Annotated in this window: 25 protein-coding genes and 1 pseudogene; 10 read left to right on the plus strand and 16 right to left on the minus strand. The window is 42.5% G+C overall.

What is annotated here, in order from left to right; translation table 11 throughout:
* The 3 genes and pseudogenes from F0145_RS23070 to F0145_RS23080 form a co-directional block, all read right to left on the minus strand.
* A pseudogene (locus tag F0145_RS23070) lies at positions 1–426 on the minus strand (hypothetical protein); the annotation flags it as partial.
* Positions 427–908: 482 nt separating this feature from the next.
* A complete protein-coding gene (locus F0145_RS23075) occupies positions 909–3,536 on the minus strand; it encodes a valine--tRNA ligase (RefSeq protein WP_150092467.1) in 2,628 nt (875 codons plus the stop codon).
* Between the two features lie 156 nt (positions 3,537–3,692).
* A complete protein-coding gene (locus tag F0145_RS23080) occupies positions 3,693–4,043 on the minus strand; it encodes a 4Fe-4S dicluster domain-containing protein (protein ID WP_150092469.1) in 351 nt (116 codons plus the stop codon).
* 110 nt (positions 4,044–4,153) lie between these two features.
* Between F0145_RS23080 and F0145_RS23085 the strand changes: the two genes are divergently transcribed.
* Together F0145_RS23085 and F0145_RS23090 are read left to right on the plus strand one after the other, a co-directional pair.
* On the plus strand, positions 4,154–5,164 hold the full coding sequence (locus tag F0145_RS23085) for an acyl-CoA reductase (RefSeq protein WP_150092471.1): 1,011 nt from the start codon (positions 4,154–4,156) through the stop codon (positions 5,162–5,164).
* A 261-nt stretch (positions 5,165–5,425) separates the two neighbouring features.
* The gene (locus F0145_RS23090; protein ID WP_150092473.1) at positions 5,426–5,710 is read left to right on the plus strand and encodes a hypothetical protein; all 285 of its coding nucleotides are present in this window, start codon (positions 5,426–5,428) and stop codon (positions 5,708–5,710) included.
* Positions 5,711–5,734: 24 nt separating this feature from the next.
* Here F0145_RS23090 and F0145_RS23095 read toward each other — a convergent pair whose 3' ends face one another.
* The 9 genes from F0145_RS23095 to F0145_RS23135 form a co-directional block, all read right to left on the minus strand.
* Entirely contained in the window at positions 5,735–6,616 is an 882-nt protein-coding gene (locus F0145_RS23095) for a nucleoside phosphorylase (protein WP_150092475.1), read from the minus strand.
* Positions 6,617–6,704: 88 nt separating this feature from the next.
* Complete coding sequence (gene trhO / locus F0145_RS23100) at positions 6,705–7,655, minus strand: oxygen-dependent tRNA uridine(34) hydroxylase TrhO (protein ID WP_150092477.1); 951 nt, start codon at positions 7,653–7,655, stop codon at positions 6,705–6,707.
* Between the two features lie 183 nt (positions 7,656–7,838).
* Positions 7,839–8,471 (minus strand): NeuD/PglB/VioB family sugar acetyltransferase, encoded by a 633-nt coding sequence (locus tag F0145_RS23105; RefSeq protein WP_150092479.1) that lies wholly within the window; start codon positions 8,469–8,471, stop codon positions 7,839–7,841.
* Between the two features lie 49 nt (positions 8,472–8,520).
* Positions 8,521–9,801: a hypothetical protein gene (locus F0145_RS23110; protein WP_150092481.1), complete on the minus strand. Its 1,281-nt coding sequence runs from the start codon at positions 9,799–9,801 to the stop codon at positions 8,521–8,523.
* The gene (locus F0145_RS23115; protein WP_150092483.1) at positions 9,798–11,090 is read right to left on the minus strand and encodes a DUF2851 family protein; all 1,293 of its coding nucleotides are present in this window, start codon (positions 11,088–11,090) and stop codon (positions 9,798–9,800) included. The genes F0145_RS23110 and F0145_RS23115 overlap by 4 nt, the downstream gene beginning before the upstream one ends.
* A gap of 42 nt (positions 11,091–11,132) precedes the next feature.
* Entirely contained in the window at positions 11,133–11,954 is an 822-nt protein-coding gene (pyrF, locus tag F0145_RS23120; protein WP_150092485.1) for an orotidine-5'-phosphate decarboxylase, read from the minus strand.
* 190 nt (positions 11,955–12,144) lie between these two features.
* Positions 12,145–12,687 carry a DUF1573 domain-containing protein gene (locus F0145_RS23125; RefSeq protein WP_150092487.1) on the minus strand — a complete coding sequence of 181 codons (543 nt, stop codon included), beginning with the start codon at positions 12,685–12,687 and terminating at the stop codon, positions 12,145–12,147.
* 74 nt (positions 12,688–12,761) lie between these two features.
* On the minus strand, positions 12,762–14,168 hold the full coding sequence (locus tag F0145_RS23130; protein WP_150092489.1) for an ATP-dependent DNA helicase: 1,407 nt from the start codon (positions 14,166–14,168) through the stop codon (positions 12,762–12,764).
* Positions 14,169–14,271: 103 nt separating this feature from the next.
* Entirely contained in the window at positions 14,272–14,622 is a 351-nt protein-coding gene (locus F0145_RS23135) for a PaaI family thioesterase (protein WP_317133203.1), read from the minus strand.
* Between the two features lie 38 nt (positions 14,623–14,660).
* Between F0145_RS23135 and F0145_RS23140 the strand changes: the two genes are divergently transcribed.
* The 3 genes from F0145_RS23140 to coaD all read left to right on the plus strand — a co-directional run bounded on the left by F0145_RS23140 (position 14,661) and on the right by coaD (position 16,791).
* The gene (locus F0145_RS23140; protein WP_223816213.1) at positions 14,661–15,149 is read left to right on the plus strand and encodes an NUDIX domain-containing protein; all 489 of its coding nucleotides are present in this window, start codon (positions 14,661–14,663) and stop codon (positions 15,147–15,149) included.
* Between the two features lie 101 nt (positions 15,150–15,250).
* Positions 15,251–16,138 carry a DUF3822 family protein gene (locus F0145_RS23145; protein WP_150092491.1) on the plus strand — a complete coding sequence of 296 codons (888 nt, stop codon included), beginning with the start codon at positions 15,251–15,253 and terminating at the stop codon, positions 16,136–16,138.
* Between the two features lie 164 nt (positions 16,139–16,302).
* Positions 16,303–16,791 (plus strand): pantetheine-phosphate adenylyltransferase, encoded by a 489-nt coding sequence (gene coaD, locus F0145_RS23150; protein ID WP_150092493.1) that lies wholly within the window; start codon positions 16,303–16,305, stop codon positions 16,789–16,791.
* Here the strand turns inward: coaD and F0145_RS23155 are convergent.
* A complete protein-coding gene (locus tag F0145_RS23155; RefSeq protein ID WP_150092495.1) occupies positions 16,736–17,416 on the minus strand; it encodes an NUDIX hydrolase in 681 nt (226 codons plus the stop codon). The two genes, coaD and F0145_RS23155, sit on opposite strands and share 56 nt — an antisense overlap.
* A gap of 102 nt (positions 17,417–17,518) precedes the next feature.
* On the opposite strand from F0145_RS23155, the gene pyrE reads away from it, so the two are divergent.
* Both pyrE and F0145_RS23165 read left to right on the plus strand, forming a co-directional pair.
* Positions 17,519–18,157: an orotate phosphoribosyltransferase gene (gene pyrE, locus F0145_RS23160; protein WP_150092497.1), complete on the plus strand. Its 639-nt coding sequence runs from the start codon at positions 17,519–17,521 to the stop codon at positions 18,155–18,157.
* A gap of 209 nt (positions 18,158–18,366) precedes the next feature.
* Positions 18,367–18,867 carry a metallophosphoesterase family protein gene (locus tag F0145_RS23165; protein ID WP_150092499.1) on the plus strand — a complete coding sequence of 167 codons (501 nt, stop codon included), beginning with the start codon at positions 18,367–18,369 and terminating at the stop codon, positions 18,865–18,867.
* 122 nt (positions 18,868–18,989) lie between these two features.
* Here the strand turns inward: F0145_RS23165 and F0145_RS23170 are convergent, their stop codons facing one another.
* Complete coding sequence (locus F0145_RS23170; RefSeq protein WP_150092501.1) at positions 18,990–19,319, minus strand: hypothetical protein; 330 nt, start codon at positions 19,317–19,319, stop codon at positions 18,990–18,992.
* Between the two features lie 234 nt (positions 19,320–19,553).
* On the opposite strand from F0145_RS23170, the gene F0145_RS23175 reads away from it, so the two are divergent.
* Entirely contained in the window at positions 19,554–20,579 is a 1,026-nt protein-coding gene (locus F0145_RS23175) for a threonine aldolase family protein (protein WP_150092503.1), read from the plus strand.
* Positions 20,580–20,647: 68 nt separating this feature from the next.
* Positions 20,648–21,262 (plus strand): DNA-3-methyladenine glycosylase family protein, encoded by a 615-nt coding sequence (locus F0145_RS23180; protein WP_150092505.1) that lies wholly within the window; start codon positions 20,648–20,650, stop codon positions 21,260–21,262.
* A 72-nt stretch (positions 21,263–21,334) separates the two neighbouring features.
* Here the strand turns inward: F0145_RS23180 and F0145_RS23185 are convergent, their stop codons facing one another.
* Together F0145_RS23185 and F0145_RS23190 are read right to left on the minus strand one after the other, a co-directional pair.
* Positions 21,335–22,522 carry an MFS transporter gene (locus F0145_RS23185; protein WP_150092507.1) on the minus strand — a complete coding sequence of 396 codons (1,188 nt, stop codon included), beginning with the start codon at positions 22,520–22,522 and terminating at the stop codon, positions 21,335–21,337.
* 394 nt (positions 22,523–22,916) lie between these two features.
* Positions 22,917–23,831, minus strand: a complete 915-nt coding sequence (locus F0145_RS23190; RefSeq protein ID WP_150092509.1) for a DUF58 domain-containing protein — start codon at positions 23,829–23,831, stop codon at positions 22,917–22,919.
* 283 nt (positions 23,832–24,114) lie between these two features.
* Between F0145_RS23190 and F0145_RS23195 the strand changes: the two genes are divergently transcribed.
* The gene (locus tag F0145_RS23195; RefSeq protein ID WP_146897852.1) at positions 24,115–24,441 is read left to right on the plus strand and encodes a DUF3276 family protein; all 327 of its coding nucleotides are present in this window, start codon (positions 24,115–24,117) and stop codon (positions 24,439–24,441) included.
* The last annotated feature ends 145 nt before the right edge of the window (positions 24,442–24,586 follow it).

Here is a 24,586-nt window from a genome sequence, read left to right on the forward strand (position 1 = left end):
ATCTGGCGCCATTGCTTCTCTACTCCAGACCTGCACATGGCTGTAGCCCAGGCAGCGGCCAGTATCCGCTTGCACCACCAGCGAAGGATGCAGGAAAAAGCCTAAGGACTGCTTATCTCCAATCACCCCGAGCTGCTGCTGGTCGGAAATGTTGTGCCGGTTGCGTTCAAAGTTAGGCTGCGTCGTATCCTGAAATACTAAATAATGCGCCCCCACCTCCACTTGCCGCCCACAGTCCGCTTGCAAGTACGAAATGATTTGACTGGTCTGCAAACGGGGGTTATGCAGCAGACGGTAGTAACTCCGCTGCTCGGCTTCGCTCGCACTTAGCTGATGTATCACCACACTTTGCTTTTCTATTATCTTTTCTACTACTTGCTTGACCCGTCGCTCTATCCGAATATTGCTAAATATTGCATCTGCCATTTACCCCCAACAGCTCCCCGCTCCATTTTGTGTCCTAATCGTAGCCCTAAATTAGGGAAGGAGTTCGGCCGAACCGTATTGTTGCGGATTTGCTTTGTTGGGGAGGCTTAATGTTTAAATCTAATAATTAAAGGCTTAGAAAGGCAGTAGCTACTGGCATCTGACATCAGTTTGGGCGATGAGGGCCTTCTAAGGTTGTGGTGCGTAGCATTCCGACGATAGGAGGAAAACAAGCTTAGACAGCCCGAGTGACCAAACGGGGCCCTACGGCCTTGAGCAAACTTAAACAGCAACTAACAGTTAGCACTTAAACATTGAAAGATGAAATCTTTCAAAAGAGAAACAAAAAATTAGACTAGCTATGAAATACCCGTAAGGAGCATTGGCATAATTATCCTAACGGTTTAGTAGCAAATGAAAAGCCTGAATAAAAAAATTTAACTTCTCTATTCAGGCTATATTTATTCAAATAAATGCAGTATTTAGCTAATAGCCGTTAAGCTTTGCTCCAAAGCTTTTATTTTAGCTTCAGCATCTGCTTTCTTCTGCCATTCTTTTTCCAGAACCACCGGTGGAGCGCCGTTTACAAAACGCTCGTTGCTTAACTTTTTATCTACCGCAGCCAGGAAACCTTTGGTATATTCCAGTTCTTTTTGCAGCCGTTCCCGCTCCACGGCCGGGTCAACAGCACCTTCCATCGGTATAAAGAATTCATTGCCGCCAATTACAAAGTTTAAGCTTCCTTCCGGGCCTTCGTTTACATAACTAATATCCGGGAGGTTAGCCAATTTTTGAATTAAAGGCTCGAATGGCGTCAGAATATATTGCTCCTGAGTTTTAATGGCCAGATTTAAAGCTTTGGTCTGCGGAATATTCTTGGAGTTCCGGACGTTGCGAATACCCGCAATAATATCTTGGGCCTTGTCCATCCGCTCCAGCAAAATAGAATCGGCAACCCCAGCTTTTGGCCAAGCGGCTACAATTAAATAATCTTTATCGCTGCGTTCTTTAATATCCTGCCAGATTTCTTCGGTAATAAAAGGCATAAACGGATGCATCAGCTTCAGCAGATCTTCCAAGAAATTAATGGTCGCATCCAGCGTTGCGGCATCAACCGGGTTCTGGTAAGCCGGTTTAATCATTTCGAGGTACGACGAACAGAAATCATCCCAAACCAGTTTGTAAACAGCCATGAGCGCATCCGAAATCCGGAACTTGGTAAAATGATCTTCTATTTGTTCGAAAGCCACGTTAAACTTAGCCCTAAACCAATTTATAGCTAATTCATTCGGGTTTGTAATATTTTCATCTACCTGCCAGCCTTTAATTAAGCGGTAAGCATTCCAGATTTTATTACTGAAATTACGACCTTGTTCGCACAGCTTTTCGTCGAAGAGCAAATCGTTGCCAGCCGGCGAGCTGAACAGCATCCCGGTTCTAACGCCATCGGCACCGTACTGGTCAATCAGGCCTAAAGCATCCGGCGAATTGCCCAGCGATTTAGACATTTTCCGGCCTAATTTATCGCGTACAATACCTGTTAAGTAAACATTCCGGAAAGGAACTTCTTTGCGGTATTCCAGGCCGGCCATAATCATGCGGGCTACCCAGAAAAATAATATTTCGGGGGCCGTAACTAAATCATTAGTCGGGTAATAATATTGAATATCCGGGTTATCAGGGTCTTTAAAGCCATCGAAAACCGAAATGGGCCACAACCACGACGAGAACCAGGTATCCAGTACATCTTCGTCCTGACGCAAATCCGCAATCGTTAAATTTGGATTACCCGTTTTATATTTGGCTTGCGCTAAAGCATCTTCGGGGTTCAGGGCTACTACATAAGAACCATCGGGTAAATAATAAGCCGGTATGCGCTGCCCCCACCATAACTGCCGCGATATACACCAATCCCGAATATTTTCCATCCAGGAGCGGTACATATTTTTAAACTTAGGCGGGTGCAACCGGATGGTATCATCGTTTACCACGCGCAAAGCAGGATCGCGCAACTCTTCCATGCGTAAAAACCACTGCATCGAAAGTTTTGGCTCAATAACCGCATCGGTACGCTCCGAGTAGCCTACATTGTTAGAAATATCTTCTGTTTTGGCAAGTTGCCCATTGGCCTCCAGTTCTTTGGCAATTTTCTTTCTTACTACAAACCTGTCTTCGCCAACGTACAGTTGGGCTTTGCTATTCAGCGTCCCATCGTCGTTCAGAATATCCAGTACGGGCAAATTATGCTTAATACCAAGTTCGTAGTCGTTCAGGTCGTGGGCCGGTGTAACCTTTAAGCAGCCGGTACCAAATTCCATATCAACGTACTCATCAAAAATAATGGGTATGGCCCTGTTTATTAAAGGCACCAGAGCCTCTTTCCCTTGCAGGTGCTGGTAGCGGGTATCGTTGGGGTTAATACAAATGGCCGTATCGCCCAAAATAGTTTCGGGACGAGTGGTAGCAATGGTTAAATAATTATCGGCCTCGCCGGCAATCTGGTAATTAATGTAATAAAGCTTGGAGTTTACCTGCTTGTGAATTACTTCTTCGTCAGAGAGCGCAGTTTTTCCCTGCGGGTCCCAGTTTACCATGCGCACCCCCCGGTAAATTAATCCTTTCCGGAATAAATCTACAAACACCTGAATTACCGCGTCGCTCATGTCGGGCTCCATGGTAAAACGAGTACGTTCCCAATCGCAGGAAGCGCCTAATTTTTTAAGCTGCTCCAGAATTATGCCGCCGTATTTTTCTTTCCAATCCCAGGCATGTTTCAAAAATTCTTCCCGACCAATATCTTCCTTAGAAATGCCTTTTTCTTTCAGCATGGCCACTACGCGGGCTTCGGTAGCAATAGAAGCGTGGTCGGTACCGGGTACCCAGCAAGCTTCTTTGCCCTGCATGCGGGCGCGGCGCACCAATATATCCTGAATGGTATTATTAAGCATGTGGCCCATGTGCAAAACGCCGGTTACATTGGGCGGCGGAATGACCACGGTATAGGGATCTTTTCTGGGGTTAGGTTTAGAGCGGAAAAAGCCCTTCTGCTGCCAGTTTGTGTACCACTTCTCTTCTACTTCTTTCGGATTATAGGTTTTAGAAATTGCCATTGGGATAATTTTGTAAGCGTGCGCAAAAATAGTTAATAAAGCGTTGGGTAAAAAATATCTCTGGTTTACGAAAGCAAAACATACAAGCTAACACACCAAATAACAAAAAAGCCTGTTCCGGAACAGAACAGGCTTCTCATCTTTTGATTAGGCTAATTACACTTCAGCGTGTAACCATTGTTTTTTAGCCAAAAGCTCGTCTTCTGTTTCGCGGTAATCGGGGTCATCTACGCAACAATCTACCGGGCAGACCGCCGCACACTGCGGTTCCTCGTGAAAACCGGTACACTCGGTACATTTATCCGAAACAATGTAATAATATTCTTCAGAAATGGGATCTTGTGGGGCATTACCAGCCACAACCTCACCACCGTCAATTTCCACTTCGGTTAACGCTGTACCACCGCCCCAAGTCCAGGCCACACCACCTTCATAGATAGCAGTGTTCGGGCACTCAGGTTCACATGCGCCGCAGTTAATACATTCGTCCGTGATCATTATAGCCATTATCGTATCTCCTATTAATTTTTATTATTTTTGTATGCCAAAAATTTTCGGCAAAAGTAGAAACAATCCGTAACACATCAAATATTTACTTACAATTAGTTTACCAAGTTATGACTTTACCAGAACGTATTAACGCTTTTGTTTCGCTTGGCGAAGAATTAAAAAACCTAAGCCCAGCGCAAAAACAAGAAATAATTTTCCGGGCTGGTAATGCCAACTCCTGGTTCGATGCAAATAATGTAACTAATGCCTTAAACGGAATTATTTACCTGTTGGATAAAGAAAACCTGCAGGATTGGCTTTTTGTTTACGACCTCGAAAATATTACCCCAAAAAAAGTAGGCGTTATCATGGCCGGCAATATTCCAATGGTTGGTTTTCACGATTTTTTATCGGTGCTGCTTTCGGGGCATTATTTACATGCCAAACTCAGCAGCGAAGATAATTACCTGATGAAAATGCTGGCCGAACGCCTGGTAAATATTGAGCCACGTTTTGCGGAGCGTATTTATTTTGTAGAATTACTGAAAGAAGCCGATGCCATAATTGCCACCGGCTCCGATAATACAGCTCGTTATTTCGAATATTATTTTTCGAAAAAACCGCACATCATCCGGAAAAACCGCACGAGTCTAGGTATTTTAACCGGCGAGGAAACCACAGCAGATTTTAGGGCTTTGGCCGAAGATATTTTCTCTTATTATGGCCTGGGCTGCCGCAATGTTTCTAAAGTATTGGTGCCCGAAAGTTATTCTTTTACCCCTTTTTACGATGCCATCGCGTCTTTTAAATATATTCTCGACCACAACAAATACCAGAATAATTACGATTACAATAAATCTATTTTGCTGGTAAACCGGGCCGAGCATTTTGATAATGGCTTTTTATTATTAACCCCCAGCGAACAACTGGTATCGCCGATAAGTGTATTATTTTACCAGACTTATGCCAGTGCCGATGATTTGAAAAACCAATTAGAAGCTGTAAAAGACAAAACCCAGGTAATCGTTTCGGCAGATGGCTGGTACCCCAACAGTATAGCTTTTGGGCAGGCGCAGTGCCCGGCCGTATGGGATTATGCCGATGGCGTAGATACCCTGACTTTCCTGAGTAAGTTATAAAAGTAGTACGCTTTTCCGTCTGGATTGCGTATAAATAGCAAAATCTCTATAAAGGTTTTTACGTAATAGTTTTAATACTATTTATACTAAAACTTTTTGTTAATTCTTTGGTTAGTTAAAGAAAGAGTTTTGTAATCTGCTTTCAAATAAAAAGCGGATTACAAAGCTACTTAACTAAATACCAGAGCAATTGCTGTGATTTTTACTATTTTTTACTTAAATTAATCATCGGGAAATTTAATAGCGTACTCAATGGAACCTATGACTTATGTTACAGTAGAAAAAGAACAAATACCCACTTTAAAATTTGCCAATACCGATGTACTAACCAATTTGCAGGAGCGCAAAAAAAGAATGCACGATGTATCCAGGGCTACTGTTTTGGGCAACGGTTACCACGGCAAAGTAGAAATATTCTTTGAAACCGCCGACAGCGAACCTAAGCGGGTAGTTACCACCATCTGGGATTGTGATCAGGAACACCTTATTCTGAAATCAGGTGCCTGCATTCCGGTGCGTTCGGTATACGGGGTAGAGTTTTATTAAACCGGGTATAATAAAGCCCGGTTTTTAGCTGGTTAGCGCCAGCCTGTCCAGGGTTTTGCGAATCAAATCATCAATTACCTGATCTGTGGTCGGGTGAAATTGGTAGGTAAACCGGTTGGCGACAATGGCATTCAGCGAAATTACCTCGTGTTCCAGCATCCGGCCCAGCGCATACAAGGCGGCTGTTTCCATTTCAAAATTAGTCAGCATAAAGCCGGGAATATTTTCTTCTTCTACCCTGAATTTTTGTAGCTGCTGCATTAAGTTTTCTATTTTTAAGCCCAGGCGAAGTTCCCGGCCCTGAGGCGCGTAAAAACCCGGACAAGTTACGGTATGGCCCGGTACCATATCATAACCCAACTGTTCGCGCAAAATATCGGAACCTCTTACACAATACGGCTGGTAACCCAATTTTAAATTTTCTTGCAGCGCCTCGCTAATAGTAGTTTCGTAACCGGTTTGCACCAGCGGGTAAAATTGCATTAAAGAATCTAAACCAATGGCGTACTCCGTAACCAAATGGCTGCCCAACGGAATGTTTTCCTGAATAGTGCCCGAAGTACCAATGCGAATAATGTGCAGGTGAATTTTTTCTTCGTTTACGGTGCGGTTTACCAGGTCAATATTTACCAGCGCATCCAGTTCGTTTAGCACAATATCTATATTGCCGGTGCCAATACCCGTAGATACCACCGTAATGCGCTTGCCTTTGTAATACCCCGTGTGGGTAATAAACTCGCGACGCTGCACCTGCACCTCAATCAAATCGAAATATTGGCTAACCAGCGCTACCCGGTTCGGGTCGCCGACCGTAATGATGGTATCGGATATATGTTCCGGAAGTAAATTAAGGTGGTACACACTGCCATCTTGGTTTAATATTAATTCAGATTCCGGAATTCTCATAGTTATGGGTTTTAGGTTAGGTTGTAAAAACAAAAAGGTACCGAAAGCAAGAGAGCATTTAAGTTTTGCTTAAATGCTCTCGTACTCCTTACTTTTTCTCTTTACGATACAACCCTTTAAAAGGGTTATAGCCGTTGGTTTCTTTTTGGTAATAACCGGTGCCGTTGTAAGGCCGTTTCTCCGGATCGTGCTGGCAGGTATCGGAACAGGCACCTTGCATGGTTTCGCCGCAGGCTTCGCACATGGGCACGTGAATATTGCAGGTGGGGTTGGCGCAATTTACCATGCGGTCGCTGGGTTCCTGGCAAATATAGCAGCGGGAAATTACCTTGGGGTTTACGCGGTTTACGTCTACGGTCAGGCGGTTATCAAACACGTAGCATTTGCCTTCAAAATCTTCGCCGCCTTCTTCCAGGCCGTATTTAATAATGCCGCCGTGTAACTGGTAAACATTCTCGAAACCTTGTTCCAGCAAAAAGGCGCTGGCTTTTTCGCACTTAACGCCGCCGGTGCAATAAGTAATTATTTTTTTATCTTTTAACGGTTCTAGCTCGGCCACTTTTTCCGGGAAATCCCGAAAATTCTCGATATCTAACGTAAGCGCATTTTTAAATTTACCCACCAGGTGCTCGTAGTCTGATCTTACATCCAGCAACACCACGTCTTCCTGGTCTTTCATTTTTTTGAAATCTGAAGGCGATAAATGAATGCCGGTTTTTTCCTGGGGTGCCAGGTGCTTTAAACTGGAATGCACAATTTCGGGTTTGTAGCGCACGTGCAGTTTGGTAAATACGTGCGTATCCGAAGGCTCCACTTTAAAATCAATGTCTTTAAACCGCGGATCGGCTTTAACGGCGGCCATGTATTTTTCGCAGTCTTCGCGCAAACCCGAAACGGTTCCGTTCAGGCCTTCGGCGGCTACAATTATCCGGCCTAATAAATTCAGTTCCAGGCAAAGTAAATGGTGCTCTTCCCGGAAAGCTTCCGGATCAGCAATAGGAGAATAGCAATAATAAAGCAGGATGCTGTAATCTTTCATAACGGGCTTAGTTTCAGGCTAAGTGTTTTTTAATTTTTCCGCAAAAATAATGTAAAATAAACAACCGGGCAAAGATTTAAGTTTACCAACTAAGTTTACTTTCTATTTCTTTGAAATAGATTTGGTGGGTAATAAAGGCGCAACAATATTTGCCGGATGATTAATTTAATTATATTAATTAACCTAAACCTTTTTAGCCGGATTACCAAAAACCGTTTGGTTGGCGGGCACATCGGCAATAACTACGGCACCAGCGCCCACGCGGGCCTTTTTACCAATTTTAACGCCCGAAATAATAATGGCTCCCGAGCCAATAAAAGCTTCGTCGTCTACTTTGGCAGTTGCATTAATAATGGCCCCTGCTCCTACCTGAACATTATTACCCAATTCGGCTTCGGCGTCTATTACGGCATTTGCATGAATAATACAGTTATCGCCAATTTTAGCGTTGGCGCTAATTACCGCTCCGGCATTAATTAAAATACCGTGCCCCAGCCAGGCATTTTCCGAAACCGACGAAAAGGTATGAATGGCATTTACCGGCACTACCTGGTATTCTTCTTTTAAGAGGGTAACCATGCTTTTGCGGGTGGCGGTTTCTTCGGAGGCAACAAATACTTCGCACTTTTTCCCTAATAATTTTAGAAATTCCGGGTCTTCGGTCCTGCTCATAACGGTAATATTATTTACCTCCTGCTGCTGTAATTCCGGATTATCTTCCAGAAAACAATATACCACCACATTGTTGCTCATAAATACATCCAGCGCAATTTTACCTAACTGCTGGGCACCTACTATTATTACCGGGTTCTGCATAATCTAAATTTTTAACAAAGGTATTTATTAAAAACAGGCTTAACAATGTTTAAGATTTTAACCATTTTAAATATTTACTTTGTACGTTAAAACACAAGAGCAAAAAAACAAGAAAAGGCAAAACAGCGGTGCGGTACCGGTTTAAAGAACCTATATTGGGCGTAGATAAGCCGAGTAGCGCTGCCAATATTAAAATGTAAATTAATATTACCACGGCTCCCAGGCTTATACCCGTAAAAGAGGAACGCACCAGTTTAAACAAAGTTAACAGCAGCAACAGCATTATACATAAATTTTCGAGGGCAGCTACAATGTAAAACAAGGAACTGCTTTCCCAGATAAAAGGGCGCAAGATGGTATGAAACACCGCGGCCGGACTATGCTGTAAAAAGCTGGCTAAAGTGGGCTCCAGGTTCGGGAAAAAGATAAACGGCTTACCTACGGAACGGCTGGTTAAATACTCGTTGCTTTTTATGAGTTGGGCCGTAAAATAATCCAGCTTAAATACTTCACCCCTATTAGCAACCAGGAGTGCTCCTGTTAAAGCTAAAAAACAAAGTAGCACTACCGCAATCCACGTCTTTTTTAATTTGTTAAACTTATTATTTAAATAAATAACCAATCCGTAGCCAAACAGCAAAGCAAAAACCAGTGCCGCAAAGTAAAATTTTATTTTCCAGAGCAGATAACCCGCTAATATTGCAGCTAAAATATCTAGCCACGCCCGTTTAGATAAGCCGTATGCCAGGCGCAAAACTACCGCCATGAGCCAACCTAAACTACCCAAATAAATGGCTTCCTTTGCAATACCCGATGACCAGAAAACCACCGAAGGAAAGAATAAAAATGCAATAATTGCGGGTAACAAAACCTGTGGGTAAAGCCTGACCAGCACCTGAACCAACTGCCAAATCCCCCAAAAACTGAAAACTGAAAAATAAAGTCCGTTGAGGTAATAATTATTGTTTGTTAAAAAATTTAAAAAACTGAGCAGCATTACCATAAAGTAAGAATTGGAATACCACACGTAAATCATAGAAGTACGCAAGGTTTCGCTTTCAAACTTTCGGGTAAGGAGCAGGCGGATATAACTGGCCGGGCTTACTTTGGCGTACTCGGTTACAATATCGGATTGGGTTTGGAATAATTGCGCATCGCCGCCGTTAAAGTAAACCTGGTAAAAAATACCTAGTAAAATGCCGGCCGTTATTTTTAACAAAAAAGCCGGTAAAAAGTATTTTTTAAGCGGATGGGCTGCACTATGTCGCCAGATAAGGTAACCCAAACCTCCTACTACTAAAATATTAAAAAGGTAATAGAAATAAATCATGCGGCTACTTTCTGCTTTTTTAAAATATAATGCCCAATGCTGCACGCTAAACACTGGCGCGGCGTGCAATATTGCTGGTTTAATTGCAGGAAAGCCTGGGAATCTTGCGCCGATTTATTCCGGAAACTTAATTCTTCGTAAATTCTGGTTATGCTATTGTGTTCAGCCGGAATATTTTCGAGTAAGTTAAGTGCTTTATCTATTAATGGCTGGCTATCTATGGCGCGGGCGTAAGCAAAAAGTAAAGGCACAACGGTATTAAGAATAAGCCCCAGAATGCTGTCCTTTCCCATACCGGTTTGGTTTGATTTTGACGCGCGCCCAGGCATATAATGTTTTTGCCAGTACGGGCTAACGGTTGCCGTAAAAAACTTTTGATAATCGGGCAATGCCTTCAACTCCAATAAGGTCGAAAACAAATAATCTTTGTTGTGTAAGAAGGCGGCTAGTTGGGCCAAACGCACCGTGGGGAAATTAGCCGGACGCAGCCGCAAGAAATTCCAATCAGATTTTTGCAGCCCTGTGGGCAAAGAATATTTGTGGCTTAAATAATTAAATTCTTTTCTTAATTCATCCAGGTATTCGTCCTGGCAATATTCTTCTGTTAAAAAACCAGCCTGGCCAAAAAGCAGCGCCTCCAGTTGAAAAAACTGGTGCCGATGCCGCCGGAGAATAGCATAAGGCAAACTTTTACTTAAACGGCTAAATGGCTCTTTGTTTATTTTAAAGCCAAAATTAGCCGCTATAGCCCGGTAAGTTACTTCTTCCCAATGTTGCTGGCTTTGGTCTAATTGTTCCGTTAAAATATTGCCTTTCTGCTCCAGGCGCTCCAGTAAAACCCGGTCCAGCATTTGCAGTTTAGTTATTTCGGGCACTTCGGGCAGAAACGGCGTACACGGAATAGTATACGGATTGGCCTTGAGGTTCAAATAAGTTTGCAGCAAACCCGCTTGAACCCGGTTTTTTAATTCCAATACCGGAATTAAAGAGCCATCGGTGCGCTGCTGATCCTGGTCGTTTTCCCAGACTACATGCAAAATTACCTGGTCGTAGCGGGCATCTTGTTCGTGGTGGTGTTTTAGCCAATCGGCGGCTTTCAGGTGTATTTCTACACTGCCATTCCAGATTTCCTGCCCTATTTTTACTTGCGCATCTAAAAAATCCGGACCAGCATTGCTATTCAGAAAACCGGTTCTATAAACCTGCACCGGCTCCTGCCGCACGGTAAGCAAATTACTTTTATCGAAATATTGGTGTTGCCAGATGTAATGCAGGAAATCTTCTTTCATAAAAGCTTTTTCTGAACTGCTTAATTTAAGCAATTAGAAATATTATACCGGCAGATATTTCTCTAAATATTCCGCCATTTCCTGTTGCATGCGCCGAGCTTCCTGGCGGGCCTGCTGGGCAAAATCCGGACCATTGCCGGCATAAATAATATTCCGGGCCGAGTTTACCAATAACCCGCATTGTTTATTCATACCCAAACGACTAATTTCTTCCAGGCTGCCGCCCTGCGCCCCCACGCCGGGTACCAGGAAAAAATGCTCAGGGGCTAAAGCCCGAACCCGTTGTAAATAATCGGTGCGCGTGGCCCCAATTACGTACATGAGTTGTTCTTTAGTGGCCCATTGCTGGCTTTTCTGAATTACTTCTTCAAATAAGTATTTACTGTTTTCTGAAGAAATTAATTGAAAATCCTGACTGCCGGGATTAGACGTTAAAGCCAACAGAATTACCCATTTATCCGGCTTTATTAAAAATGGCTTTACCGAATCTGCGCCCATGTAAGGCGCCACCGTTACCGAATCAAAATTAAAATAATCGAAAAAGGTGCGGGCATACAGCTCCGAGGTGTTGCCAATATCGCCGCGTTTGGCATCGGCAATGGTAAAAATATCTTTCGGAATATAGGCCAAGGTTTTTTCTAAACTCTCCCACCCTTTCGGCCCCTGGGCTTCATAAAAAGCAATGTTGGGTTTATAGGCCACACATAAATCGGCGGTAGCATCAATAATTATTTTATTAAATTCAAATATAGGATCGGGTGCGGCAAGTAAATGGCTGGGAATTTTTTTAATGTCGGTATCTAACCCTACGCATAAATAAGATTCTTTCTGTTGAATATTTTGGAAGAGTTCTGCTCTAGTCATAGTTTGTATTTGGGTTTACAAAACTAGCTTATTTCTGATTTTTTTCTAGTTTAAATATTGCACTTGCTGAATGAGATGGTTTAACTTAGAGCTATAGCAGGTTAGGTTACAAGCTTAAAACGGCAGCAAAACACAAAAATAAAGCTCCGTGGTTGGCGGAGCTTTATTTTTAAAATATGCTATTTAAATATTATTTCTTAACGGGTTTAGCAGCTTCTGTTGCCGGGTAGTGATGCGCATGTGTGGCGGCCGGTTCGGTTGTTGGGCCAACTTGTGTAGCGGAGGTGCCGGAAGTTTTGGGCGCAACATCGGCAATAAAAGAAATATGGGTATTACCGGTGACTGAGTTAGAAACTACTGTAACTACTTTCTGGTTCTGGCCGGGTTTGCCGGTGCTGTTAAACTGCGCCGTTACAAAACCGTTTTGGCCGGGTGCTACGGGCGTTTTGGTCCAGTCGGGTGTGGTACAGCCGCAAGTAACCCGCACTTCCGAAATTAACAACGGCTGGTTGCCGGTATTCCGAAATTTAAAAGTATGCTTTACAATTTCGCCTTCCTGAATAGTTCCAAAATCATGTTTGCTTTCGGCAAAGGTAAGCACCGGGCCTTCCGTAACAATTTTCTGGTTAGCCGCAGGAGCCGGTACTGGTACAGGAGCGGGTGTAGCGGTCTGGGCTACGGCGGCTGAAAATCCGAGAGAAAGGCTAAACGCTAATAGATATATTTTCTTCATAAAAGGGTTATTTTCTTAAGGATTTAACAAATATATACATTTATAGTTTCCGGCTTTAAAATTAAACAATGCGGTTAATCTACGATCAACTGCGGGTTAAAATTTAATAAATATAGTTCTTCGGCCGAGCGGGTAACAGCCGTATACAACCAACGGGCAAAGTCGGTGTTTACCATATCTTCTTTTAAAAAGCCGTGGTCTACAAAAACGGCTTTCCACTGGCCGCCCTGGGCTTTGTGGCAGGTGAGCGCATAAGCAAACTTTACCTGCAGCGCGTTTAAATACGGGTTTTTGCGCAATTGTGTCGTACGTTCGCGCTTAGTGCCTAAATCGGAATAATCTTTTAACACTTCTTCGTACAACTTTTTGCTTTTGTCGGCGGGTAAGGCTGGGGCTTCGGTGTACAAGGTATCGAGCAATATTTTTACTTCCATTTCGGGCTCGTCCGGGTAATCTACAAACCTAATCATGATATCGGCAAACCGGAAATCGTACATGTCTTCGTAGCGTACAATTTTGGTTATTTCCACAAAATCGCCGTTAGCCATAAAACCAATCGAAGAATCGTTGGGCACCCAGTAATAATTATTCTTTACAATCATTAAATAATCGCCCACGCCAATTTCGTCTTCGGCAAAAAATATTTGCCGGCGAATGTGCTGGTTGTACAGGTTGGCATTTTTATTGGAACGACAGATTACCGTGGTATTTTCGATGCCAAATTTGTCGTAAGCGTAACGCAAGCCATCTTCCAGCTTTTCACCGGTCATGCGGTAAATATCTTTGTAGGCGCGGGTACGCAACTGCAGTGCCGGCTCATTTTGGCTAAGTTGCTCGCGCAAATTAGTGGCGTTCATTAATATACCCGATTCCTGGGCCTGCCGCATTACCTGCCGCAATTCCAGTTCCTGCACGTTGCACCGGAAATTATTGCTCAAATAAGCGGCCTCTAACGACGGACTAATGGACTGGTTTACCGGCGGCAACTGGGCCGTATCGCCAATTAAAATAAGTTTGTTATTTTTTCTTTCGAAAACGTAGCTAATTAAATCTTGCAGTAAGCCGCTATCGCCAAAAGATTTTTCATCCGAAATCATCGACGACTCATCTACAATAAAAACGGTATCGGCTAGTTTGTTGGGCTGCCGGTTAAACACCAAACCATCGGAGAATGCATTGGCGGCTTGCCGGTATATTTTTTTATGAATGGTAGAGGCCGGTAAACGCGTGTACGACGACATAACTTTAGCGGCCCGGCCCGTTGGGGCCAATAACACGTACTTGTAACCAAAACTATTCAGAATCTTAACCAAGGCGCGTACCACGGTAGTTTTACCCGTACCGGCAAAACCTTTCAGCAAGAATACTTCGCGGTTGTTAGTTTTATTCGAAATAAATAAATCTAATTTCTTAAAAAGAGCGGCCTGGTCGGGCGTAGGCTCAAACGGAAAGTTTTTTAACAGGGCTTCTTCGGGTCGCATGTAATTATTTCGGTACGTCGGCGGGGTTGATGGTGGCCATGGTGGTAGTGGCTTTGGCAATTAATATTGGCGCATCTTGTCCCTTTTTACAATAGATTTCGGCTTAACAAAAGTTCAATTGCCGGCCTTGTTTCAGCACCCAGCCTTTGGCCAATAACATATCGCCTATGCCCGGGTTTAAATAACTCACTTTTAACTCTACGGTAACTACGTGGTAGCCTTTCGGAACCAAACTTACCGCAGCAAAGCCCGATACAATATCGGCCAGGGTAGCCGTTAGGCCGCCGTGCACAAACTCTTTATGCTGCTTATGCGCTTCCTGCAAAGTTAGTTCGCCTTCTATTTTTCCTTCTGCTATATTTGTAACCCGAAAGCCAATGAATTGCATTAAAGTTTGGCGTTCGAGTTTTTCCAGAATCGTATTTTTAAAATCCGGATTAAGCGTTTTTATCATGAGGTAAAATCATTAGGTAAAGCTAAGCAGATAACATTTTGGATACAAACGAACAGATTAATCTTAATGCCCATTACTCCGGCAAGCTCCGGGTAAGGGTTTGCGGTGTTTTAATAGAAGACAAAAAAATATTACTGGTACGCCACCAAGGCATTACGGGCAAATACGCCCTGTGGTCGCCGCCGGGTGGTGGTTTAGCTTACGGTGAAAAAGTTTTAGATTGTTTGGAACGGGAATTTCGGGAAGAAACTGGTTTGGCAATTACTCCTAAGCGGTTTTTATTTTTACGGGAGTTTTTAAACGAACCATTACATGCCCTGGAATTATTTTTTGAAGTGGCAATTTTGGGCGGTACATTAAAAACCGGCTCGGACCCCGAATTAAGTCCGGATGACCAACTTATTCAGGAAGTGGCTTTTAAATCCTTAGCCGAAATACGTCAGGAAAAAGACGCGATTCCGCACCAGATTTTCGAAGATTTAATTGATTTAGACGACCTTTTTATGCCGCAACACCGGTTTTTGTAATAATATTTGACACTCCAATTTGTTTGGCTATCTAATATTTTTATCGAAAATTTTTACAGTAATTTTTAAAACAACCGACATTACAGCCCCACAACAACACCTTGGTAAAAGAAAATAATCATTATCGGCAGGTATTAAAAATAACCGACGAGTCTTTCGACCCGCAGCAGCTTTTTGCTTATAATTTATATATTTCCTACAGCCGCGATCGGGTAAGGTTTACAGTGCTGGATACCGAACGCAATAAATTTATCGCGCTTGAAGATTACATAGTGAGCCATATTTTTACGCCGTTGCAAGGTGCGCAGGTTTTTAAAGAAGCTTTTTCAGATCATCCCTACGTATTTAGCCCCGATTGGCGAAAAATATGTGTGGCAGTTAATAACCACAACTTTACCTTAATTCCCGAAACCTTATTTGAAAAAGATGCAGCGGCCGATTACCTGCGCCTGAATTGCGATTACGACCCGGATCACGAAAAAATATTTACTTACAAGCACACCGGCATCGAGGCAATTAATATTTTTTCGGTAGATAAATACCTGACGCAAATTTGGGAAAGGCAATTGCCCCAGAAAGAAATTTATTATTTGCACCTGACCAGCCCTTTAATTGCCAGCTTGTTGCATTACGGCGAAAGAACCGCTGATAAAAGATTGTACGCGTATGTGCAAAATAAAAGCCTTTGTTTGCTGGTCATGCACGAAGGCCGAATGGAATTCTGCAATTTGTTTCAGTGTACCACGCCAGAAGATTTTCTGTACTTTTTTGTGTTGGTGATGCAGGAACAAAAATTAAATCCCGACCAGGACCGGGTAACGATTTGGGGCGACCTCACGCACGATGCTGCTTTATTTACCTTGCTGCGCAACTATATCCGGAACGTACAGTTTGGCACCCGGCCAGCGGGCGTGGGTTACAGCTACAAGCTCGAAGATATTTTCCAGCACCATTATTTAGATCTTTACGGCATCCACTTTTGTGCGTAAAGTTGTTAGTAATTAGATATTAGTAATTAGTGTTAAGGTAAACACACAAAAATTTGTTGTTCTTATTAATTCATTATTTTATCTCTATCCATATACTGCTACTAATTATTAATACCGTAAAGCCCAAAACTAACACCTAACCACTAATAACTAACCACTACAACATGAAACGCATTGCTATTTTCCCGGGCTCTTTTGATCCGTTTACCAACGGCCATTACGACATTGTGAAACGCAGTATCGGGTTGTTCGACGAAATAATTATTGCCATTGGGAACAACAGCAGCAAGCAGCGTTATTTGCCGGTAGAGCAAATGGTGCAGATTATAACAGATATTTTTAAAGCCGAAGAAAAGGTATCGGCACGCTCGTATAAAGGATTAACCGCCGAATTTGCCAAATCGGTAGGGGCTAATTATTTATTGCGCGGCTTACGCAATACCACCGATTTTGAGTACGAAAATACCATTGCCCAAGCCAACCGGCACCTGAACAAAGATTTGGAAACGGTATTTTTAATTACCTCCCCGCACCTGGCAGCTATTAGCTCGTCTATTATCCGGGAAATTCAGACGTATGGCGGCAACGTAGACGATTTTATACCTTTCCGGATTTCGCCGCCCGCAAATAAGAACGAATCACAAACGCAATAGAAGAATAAGCTTCGGGTAACACGGCTTCCACTTCCTCGGGCGTCATAAACTTTACTTCTTCAATAAATTCCTCAGCCTGGGGTTTCATGAGTGTGTCGTCGGTGCACTGCATAACGTACCAATTGGTGCGCTTTAATATTTTATTGCCTTTATAAGCGTACGAGTGCCAGGTTTTGGGGAGCTTATCAAGTACTTCTACTTTAATATTACACTCCTCTTCTACTTCGCGCACGGCACCTTCCCGCGGCAGTTCCTTTTTATTCAGCTTGCCTTTTGGTAAATCCCACATACCCAACCGGTATATCATCAGGATTTTATCGTCCTTTATCACCAGGCCGCCGGCTGCTTTCACAATCTTAAACTGGTCTTTCAGGTGCTGAATTAATCGTTTCTTTTTATCCGTGATGAGTGTTAAAGATTTTAATTTTTTCATCTTTTTCACTTCCATCAGGCGCACAATCCGATCAACGATGGCATCATTAACATTGCGAATCAAAACATCGCCTACCAGCGACTTTGAGGTAAATGACTGTCCCTCATCCAGAATCAAGTCGTAATGGTGCTTATAAACTTTTTCACCGGCCTTCTTCAGAATTAAAGGAATGTCATTAATGAAGACGTTCATCAGAATTTTTACTTAAAGAGATTACAAATCAAAAAAAATAAATCGGAAACAAAAATGCCTGAGGATAAAAAAGGCAAAATTATTATTACGTACCTTCGCCTTATGCAAAAGTCTAATACAGCCCTGCAAATAGCCAGTTATTTATTAGAAACTGGCGCGGTTAAGCTACGCCCCGAAACCCCGTTTACCTGGAGTTCCGGTTGGCTCTCACCAATTTACTGCGATAACCGGGTAACGTTGTCTTACCCCGCTATACGTAGTTTTATCAAAAATGCTTTGTCCGAAGAAATACGGATGCACTTTCCGGAAGTTGAAGTTATTGGCGGTGTAGCTACTGCCGGCATTGCCCAGGGGGCACTGGTAGCCGATTTACTTGACCTACCCTATATTTACGTACGTCCCGAACCCAAAAGCCACGGCATGGGCAACCAGATTGAAGGCCGCTTGCTACCCGACCAGAAAGTAGTTTTAATAGAAGATTTAGTTTCGACGGGCGGTAGTTCTTTAAAAGCAGCAAGTGCGGTAAATGTGGCTGGTGGTAACGTTATTGGCATGGCCGCCATTTTTACTTACGGTTTCGAAAAAGCTACCCAGAATTTTAAAGATGCCAATATTCCGTTGGTGTGCCTGAGCAACTACCAAAACTTACTGGGGATTGCTTTAGAACAAGGTTATATTCAAACCGAAATGCTCGAAACCCTGAGCAGCTGGCGCAAAGCCCCCGAGAGGTGGAAAAAGTAAACAGTTTATAGTGAACAGTTAGCAGTAAACAGTTAGCAGTTATTAGTAATCAGTTGTTAGTTATTATTGGAATTAATAATAGCTGTAAACAAATTGAAATCCTGGAGATGAAATTAATAATGAAATATCTATTAGCAAAACTGTTTACTGCTAACTAATTGTTGATTACTGATTACTAATAACTGTTTACTGCTAACTGTTCACTGTAAATGAAGATTGGCTTAATATCGGATACGCATAGTTACCTGGATGAGCAAATATTGCGGCACTTACAGGATTGTGATGAAATCTGGCACGCCGGTGATTTTGGTACGATAGCTGTTTCGGAAGTATTGGCAGCAGTGGCTCCTTTGCGGGGCGTTTACGGGAATATCGACGATCAGCAAATCAGGCAATTACACCCCAAAGTTCAACGATTTTCGGCCGCGGGCTTAGATGTGCTCATGACCCATATTGGCGGCTACCCGGGTAAATATCATCCAGATATCAGAACCGTAATTACCACTAACCCGCCGCAGCTATTTATTTCGGGGCATTCCCATATACTCAAAATAATGCCGGATAAATCGCGGAGTAATTTGTTGCATATAAATCCGGGGGCGGCCGGAAAGCACGGCTTTCACCAGATACGAACACTCGTAAAATTTAATATTACGGCCGGTAAAATAGCGCAGTTACAAGTAGTAGAATTAGGAAAACGCGTAGCCTGAAAATAAAAAAGTGTGCCTTTAAAGGCACACTTACCATATCTATAAACAAGCTGGATATTACGCTTAAAAATTCCTAGAGCCCGCCGAAAAGATATAATATCCGGCGACTTAGACCACAGAAATTACTTAGCAGATTCTTTGTCGTCTTTGTTTAAAACGTCTTCTACTTTATCCTTAACTGCTTCTACCACATCGCTAACTTTATCAGCTACAGTATGGGCAGCATCGGAAATAGCTTCTTTTACGCTGTTAACAATACCGGTTTCCGGTTCAGCGGCTGGTTTAGCAGGAGCAGCTGATGCAGGAGTAGTTTTACCAAATTGTGCTTTCAGTTCTTCTACGTCTACGTTCTTAATAACTGGCGTAGCAAGCAATTGCTTAATTACGCGCTGCTTGTTATTGGCTCTTGCTATATTTTTTCTGTGTTTTCTTTTTAATCTTGTAACGGCCATTGCTCAAATTTTAAATTGAAACGCAAAAGTAAGGTTTTATTTTCAGATTCTCAAAAATAAATATTAATTGTTCTGGTAAAGCGTTTTAAATTAATATGCGCCGGCCGTGCCGTTCTGTAACTACAAAAATCTTTTACTAGCAGCAATTCTGAACAGGTAAATAAGCTAGCTAATAGTTATTATTTTTGCCAACTAATTTATAAAACAAGTATAGTTTATTCTTAACTTTTTTGCATGAATATTATTGATTTAAGGAGTGATACCGTAACCCGGCCTACCCCCGACATGCTGCAATATATGTTTCAGGTGCCAGTTGGCGACGATGTGTTTGAAGAAGACCCAACTATAAATGCTTTAGAAATTAAAACAGCTACTTTGTTTGGCATGGAAGCCGGCCTGTTTTGCCCTTCCGGCACCATGACAAACCAAATTGCCATAAAAGCCCAAACCGAACCACTAACCGAAGTTATCTGCGACTACACAGCCCATATTTACCAGTACGAAGGCGGCGGTATTGCTTTTAATTCGGCGGCTTCGGTGTATTTATTGCACGGGGAGCGGGGTAAAATTACGCCCGAAATGGTAAAAGGTGCCATCCGGCCCGATAATATACATTACCCAATTTCGAAGTTAGTTTCTATTGAAAATACTTCTAACAAAGGTGGCGGCACTTTTTACACGCTCCCGGAAATTGCCGGTATTGCAGCAGTTTGCCAAGAAAATAAATTGAGCTTACACCTGGATGGGGCCCGGGTTTTTAATGCCTTAACGGCTGCCAATGAATTGCCGAAGGCTTATGGGCAATATTTTAATAGTATTTCGGTTTGTTTATCTAAAGGTTTGGGAGCTCCGGTCGGGTCGGTGTTGGTGGGCAGCAAAGACCTTATTCGGAAGGCCCGGCGCATTCGTAAAGCTTTGGGCGGCGGTATGCGGCAAGCTGGTTTTTTGGCTGCTGCCGGCATTTATGCCCTCGATCACCACGTAGCGCGGCTAGCCCAGGATCATGCCTGCGCCCGCTTACTCCGCGACACTTTAGAAAAATGCGCTTACGTAGAAAGTGTACTGCCGGTGGAAACCAATATTGTCATCTTTACCCTGGCGCCGAAAGTAGAAACCCGAGTATTCCTGCAAAAACTAAAAGAACAAGGCATTCTGGCCTTGGATTTTGGTCCGCGGCAAATCCGGTTTGTTACGCACCTCGATTTTACCGAAACTATGGCCGAAAAAACCTGCCAAGTACTAAAAAATATTAGCCTATAATAGTTCCTGGTAAATATTCACAACGCATTTAAAAAATATTCCAGCTTAAAACAACTTACTATAAATTTATGGAAGACTTCTCCGGCTCAGATTGGCAAAAAATATTGTTACAAGACGAGGTTTTGGCCAACCATATTCGCAACAGCCCAGCAATTGAACAAGAGCCCCATAAAGATATTTATTTAAGTTTGCTGAGTTCCATTATTAGCCAGCAGTTGTCTACGAAAGTAGCGCGGGTAATTAAAAGCCGTTTTCTGGCCCTTTTCCCGGATAATTACCCCGAACCAAGCCTGGTTCAGGCGCAACCCGATGAAGTTTTACGGAGCGTTGGCTTATCTTTTCAGAAGTTAGGTTACATCCGGAATGTAGCGGCTTTTGCCGAAGGGGGTAACCTGAATTATGCAGTTATTGTGGCTATGGAGGATGAAGACCTGATTAAACACCTGACCCAAATAAAAGGTGTTGGCCGCTGGACGGCCGAAATGATTCTGATGTTTACCCTGGCGCGTCCGGACGTTTTTCCGGTAGATGATTTGGGTATTCAGAACGCCATGAAAAGAAGTTACGGCCTAACGCTAACTGGCAAACCTTTGCAAGCCGAAATGATTAGAATTGCCGAAGCCTGGCGGCCTTACCGCACCTTAGCCAGCCGCTACCTGTGGCAATCGCTGGATAATAATTAAATATTTAAGCCGCAGCCCGTTGATAATATAAAAGTATCAACGGGCTGCGGCTTAAATTTATTCTAATAAACTTTAAACTTTGGCTTTAGTAGCAACCAGCGCAATAGAAAGCCCCATAATTGCAATTAGCGAGAAAGACACCTTTAAGCTGGTAGCTCCGGCAACTAACCCAATAAGCGGCGGGCCGAATAAAAAGCCTAAGAACCCAATGGTAGAAACCGCCGCCAATGCTACCCCCGGCGACATCACCTTAGATTTGCCGGCCGCACTATAAACCAATGGCACCACCGACGAAACGCCGGCCCCGACCAAAAAGAAGCCAATAATAGCCATTACCATATTCGGGAATAGAACCGCAATTGCCAAACCTGCAGCAGTTAATAAGCCACTCATTTGCAATACCTTTTTAAGACCGAAACGGTGCGTAAGCCCATCGGCTAAAAACCGGCTTAAAGCCATGGTACACATAAAAGCGGTATAACCCGCACCAACCCAGGCTTTCTCGGCTAACACTACTTTCTTAAAGTAAACCCCGCTCCAGTCGAACATAGCACCTTCGCAAATCATGGAACAGAAAGCAATAATACCGAGGTGAACTAAAGATTTATCTGGTTTTACGAAAATGGGCTGGTTGGCTTGCTTATTCGCGTCTTCACGCAGGAAATATTTAGAACTGAATCCAATTACAGCCCAGGCTATAACTAAAATCACTATAAAATGCTGATAAGGTACTATGCCCGTGCCAATCATTAACGTACCCAAAGCAGCTCCTAAAAACCCGGCCAAACTCCATACCCCGTGAAAAGAAGCCATTATTGATTTTTTGTAGAGTGCCTCTACCCCTACGGCTTGGGTATTTACGGCTATATTTACCATGTTACCCGCAAATCCAAACAAAAACAAGCCACCCATTAAAACAGGTGTGGTTTCGGCTAAACCCAATGTAACCAATACCAGACTATACAACATGGCGGCAATCATTACCACAATGCGGCTGCCGGTTTTAGCTATTAACCAACCCGAAAGCGGTAAAGAAGCCATTAACCCCACTGGTAAAGCTAATAAAACGCCCCCTAATGCAGAATCAGATAAACCCAAGGTTTGCTGAATAGTTGGAATACGGGAAGCCCAACTGGCAAAAGCTAAACCCTGAATAAAAAATATGGCAGCAACCGCATACCGGTAATAATGCTGAGGAAAAACTGCTTCCTCCGAGGCAAAAGCTAAATTTTTTATATCTAGTGTTTTGTTAGTATCCATAATATAAAATTATTTGCATCTATTCGGCAAAATTAATTTATTGTTGCAAATAATTTATACTTTTAATTATTTATTTAAATATTATTTATCAAAAAGCAATATTCATTAATAAATTATAATTATATATAAAGAATTAACCAAGCCCGTAATTAATTTAGAATTTATTACCTGCGCGAAGAAATGAAGGCTTCCTAAAAAGCAGTTAAAGCGCAGCTCTAACAAAGTGTTGTTAAGTTTGCTGCCAACAAAAACGAAGACCGATTATGCTTTTAAATTTTTTTGTTTGCGGTTCCTGGGGGTGGGAATTTTTCAAAATATACCCATTACATACCCAGCGCATTACTTTGCTTAATGAATTAACTTGGGTATAAAGAAGGCCAATATTTAGGTAAGCTTACCTTATTTTTGTGCGCTTAATTAAGTAGCTCATTAATACTTTTTCAAAGGGTTCCTGAATATCAACCGGAATAAAATCAATTTTGTACTGCCCGCATTTTAAGGCCAGCTCTTGTTTAAACTGGTTCATGGCTTGCAAATATTGGGTGCGTACCTGCGAGGGCTGCAGTTTTATTTCTTCGCCGGTTTCTATATCTACAAACACGTACGGCCTATCCGGAAAATTGAATTCTTCTTCGGTGCTTTTATCAGTAACATGAAAAAGCAATACCTCGTGGTTGCGGTGTTTCAGGTGTTGGAGCGCGGCCAGTAAAGCCGAAGCATCTTCGTTGCGGCTCAGCATATCGCTTAAAATAATTACCAACGACCGTTTCTGAATTTGCTGGGCTATCTGGTGAATCACGCCGGCCACATCGGTATTTTTGCCCGGAGCAGGATTAGAAATTAATTTTTGCAACTGCAGCATTAACGTATGCACATGCGACGTGGTAGACCGCACCGGCGTTTGCACCTCTACTTTATCTGAAAAAGTAACCAAGCCCACCGCATCGCGTTGCCGTTGCAACATATTAGCTATAGCTGCGGCACACAAAGCGCTAAAGGTAACCTTGCCGTACGTTTCTACCGGGTAAAACATAGAAGGCGAAACATCCAGAAGCAAATGACAGCGCAAATTGGTTTCTTCTTCGTAACGTTTTACAAATAATTTATCGGTGCGGGCAAATACTTTCCAGTCGATGTGGCGGGTACTTTCGCCGCTGTTGTATAACCGGTGTTCCGAAAATTCCACGGAAAAGCCATGATAAGGCGATTGGTGTAACCCCGTAATGAAACCCTCCACCAGTTGTTTTGCCAGAAATTCCATGTTCTCGAATTTGCGTACGGCGGCCAGATCAATTATGGTGTTTTTCATACTAAGGCTTGTTTGGGTATTTATTTTAGGAATTTTAAATTTATAAAACTTACCGGAATTTAAACGCTAACGAACAAAATACCGCGGATTGGTTTCAGAATAAAAGTTAAATATTATATTTGTTGAATATTTATAAACCCGTTCAAAATGCTTTAAAAGCAATTGATTTTGTTTAACAGAGTAGGCATACGAGCTTAACGAAAAATTAAATACAAAAATTTTTATAAATCATCCAAAACAATTACTTTAGCCTTACAATCCGTATAAGTAACCTATATAAAAAGTGGAAGAGAACAACGAAAAAGCTGAGATTTATTCACAACGAATAAGAGCTGGGAAAAGGACGTATTTTTTTGATGTGAAGTCAACTCGCTCAAACGATTACTACCTGACGATCACAGAAAGTAAAAGAAAATTTAAGGATGAAACCTACTCATACGAGAAACATAAAATTTTCCTTTACAAAGAAGATTTCGCTAAGTTTGTTGAGGCGCTCCAAAGTACCATCGACCACGTAAAATCCGAGCTTCTAACCGAAGATGTGCTGGCAGAACTGGAAAAACAATCGCAGGAACCTGCCACCCTCGACGACGAACTGAAGTGGGAATAGGTTAACCAACTATTTTGTAAAAGTGTTTCAGCTCATGTAATACATGGGCTTTTTTTGTTTTTAGTCAGAACTACGTTAGTTCGTTACTTATTGCTCTTATGAGCAAATTGCCTTGTTTTTTAGCTTAAAATTCAACAAATTTATT

The sequence above is a fragment of the Adhaeribacter rhizoryzae genome (assembly GCF_008629685.1).
GTDB lineage: Bacteria > Bacteroidota > Bacteroidia > Cytophagales > Hymenobacteraceae > Adhaeribacter > Adhaeribacter rhizoryzae.

Coding starts and splice junctions, on each gene's coding strand:
- F0145_RS23075 (WP_150092467.1), bottom strand. CDS start 3,536: ATGGCAATTTCTAAAACCTATAATCCGAAAGAAGTAGAAGAGAAGTGG.
- F0145_RS23080 (WP_150092469.1), bottom strand. CDS start 4,043: ATGGCTATAATGATCACGGACGAATGTATTAACTGCGGCGCATGTGAA.
- F0145_RS23085 (WP_150092471.1), top strand. CDS start 4,154: ATGACTTTACCAGAACGTATTAACGCTTTTGTTTCGCTTGGCGAAGAA.
- F0145_RS23090 (WP_150092473.1), top strand. CDS start 5,426: ATGACTTATGTTACAGTAGAAAAAGAACAAATACCCACTTTAAAATTT.
- F0145_RS23095 (WP_150092475.1), bottom strand. CDS start 6,616: ATGAGAATTCCGGAATCTGAATTAATATTAAACCAAGATGGCAGTGTG.
- trhO (WP_150092477.1), bottom strand. CDS start 7,655: ATGAAAGATTACAGCATCCTGCTTTATTATTGCTATTCTCCTATTGCT.
- F0145_RS23105 (WP_150092479.1), bottom strand. CDS start 8,471: ATGCAGAACCCGGTAATAATAGTAGGTGCCCAGCAGTTAGGTAAAATT.
- F0145_RS23110 (WP_150092481.1), bottom strand. CDS start 9,801: ATGATTTATTTCTATTACCTTTTTAATATTTTAGTAGTAGGAGGTTTG.
- F0145_RS23115 (WP_150092483.1), bottom strand. CDS start 11,090: ATGAAAGAAGATTTCCTGCATTACATCTGGCAACACCAATATTTCGAT.
- pyrF (WP_150092485.1), bottom strand. CDS start 11,954: ATGACTAGAGCAGAACTCTTCCAAAATATTCAACAGAAAGAATCTTAT.
- F0145_RS23125 (WP_150092487.1), bottom strand. CDS start 12,687: ATGAAGAAAATATATCTATTAGCGTTTAGCCTTTCTCTCGGATTTTCA.
- F0145_RS23130 (WP_150092489.1), bottom strand. CDS start 14,168: ATGCGACCCGAAGAAGCCCTGTTAAAAAACTTTCCGTTTGAGCCTACG.
- F0145_RS23135 (WP_317133203.1), bottom strand. CDS start 14,622: ATGATAAAAACGCTTAATCCGGATTTTAAAAATACGATTCTGGAAAAA.
- coaD (WP_150092493.1), top strand. CDS start 16,303: ATGAAACGCATTGCTATTTTCCCGGGCTCTTTTGATCCGTTTACCAAC.
- F0145_RS23155 (WP_150092495.1), bottom strand. CDS start 17,416: ATGAACGTCTTCATTAATGACATTCCTTTAATTCTGAAGAAGGCCGGT.
- pyrE (WP_150092497.1), top strand. CDS start 17,519: ATGCAAAAGTCTAATACAGCCCTGCAAATAGCCAGTTATTTATTAGAA.
- F0145_RS23165 (WP_150092499.1), top strand. CDS start 18,367: ATGAAGATTGGCTTAATATCGGATACGCATAGTTACCTGGATGAGCAA.
- F0145_RS23170 (WP_150092501.1), bottom strand. CDS start 19,319: ATGGCCGTTACAAGATTAAAAAGAAAACACAGAAAAAATATAGCAAGA.
- F0145_RS23175 (WP_150092503.1), top strand. CDS start 19,554: ATGAATATTATTGATTTAAGGAGTGATACCGTAACCCGGCCTACCCCC.
- F0145_RS23180 (WP_150092505.1), top strand. CDS start 20,648: ATGGAAGACTTCTCCGGCTCAGATTGGCAAAAAATATTGTTACAAGAC.
- F0145_RS23185 (WP_150092507.1), bottom strand. CDS start 22,522: ATGGATACTAACAAAACACTAGATATAAAAAATTTAGCTTTTGCCTCG.
- F0145_RS23190 (WP_150092509.1), bottom strand. CDS start 23,831: ATGAAAAACACCATAATTGATCTGGCCGCCGTACGCAAATTCGAGAAC.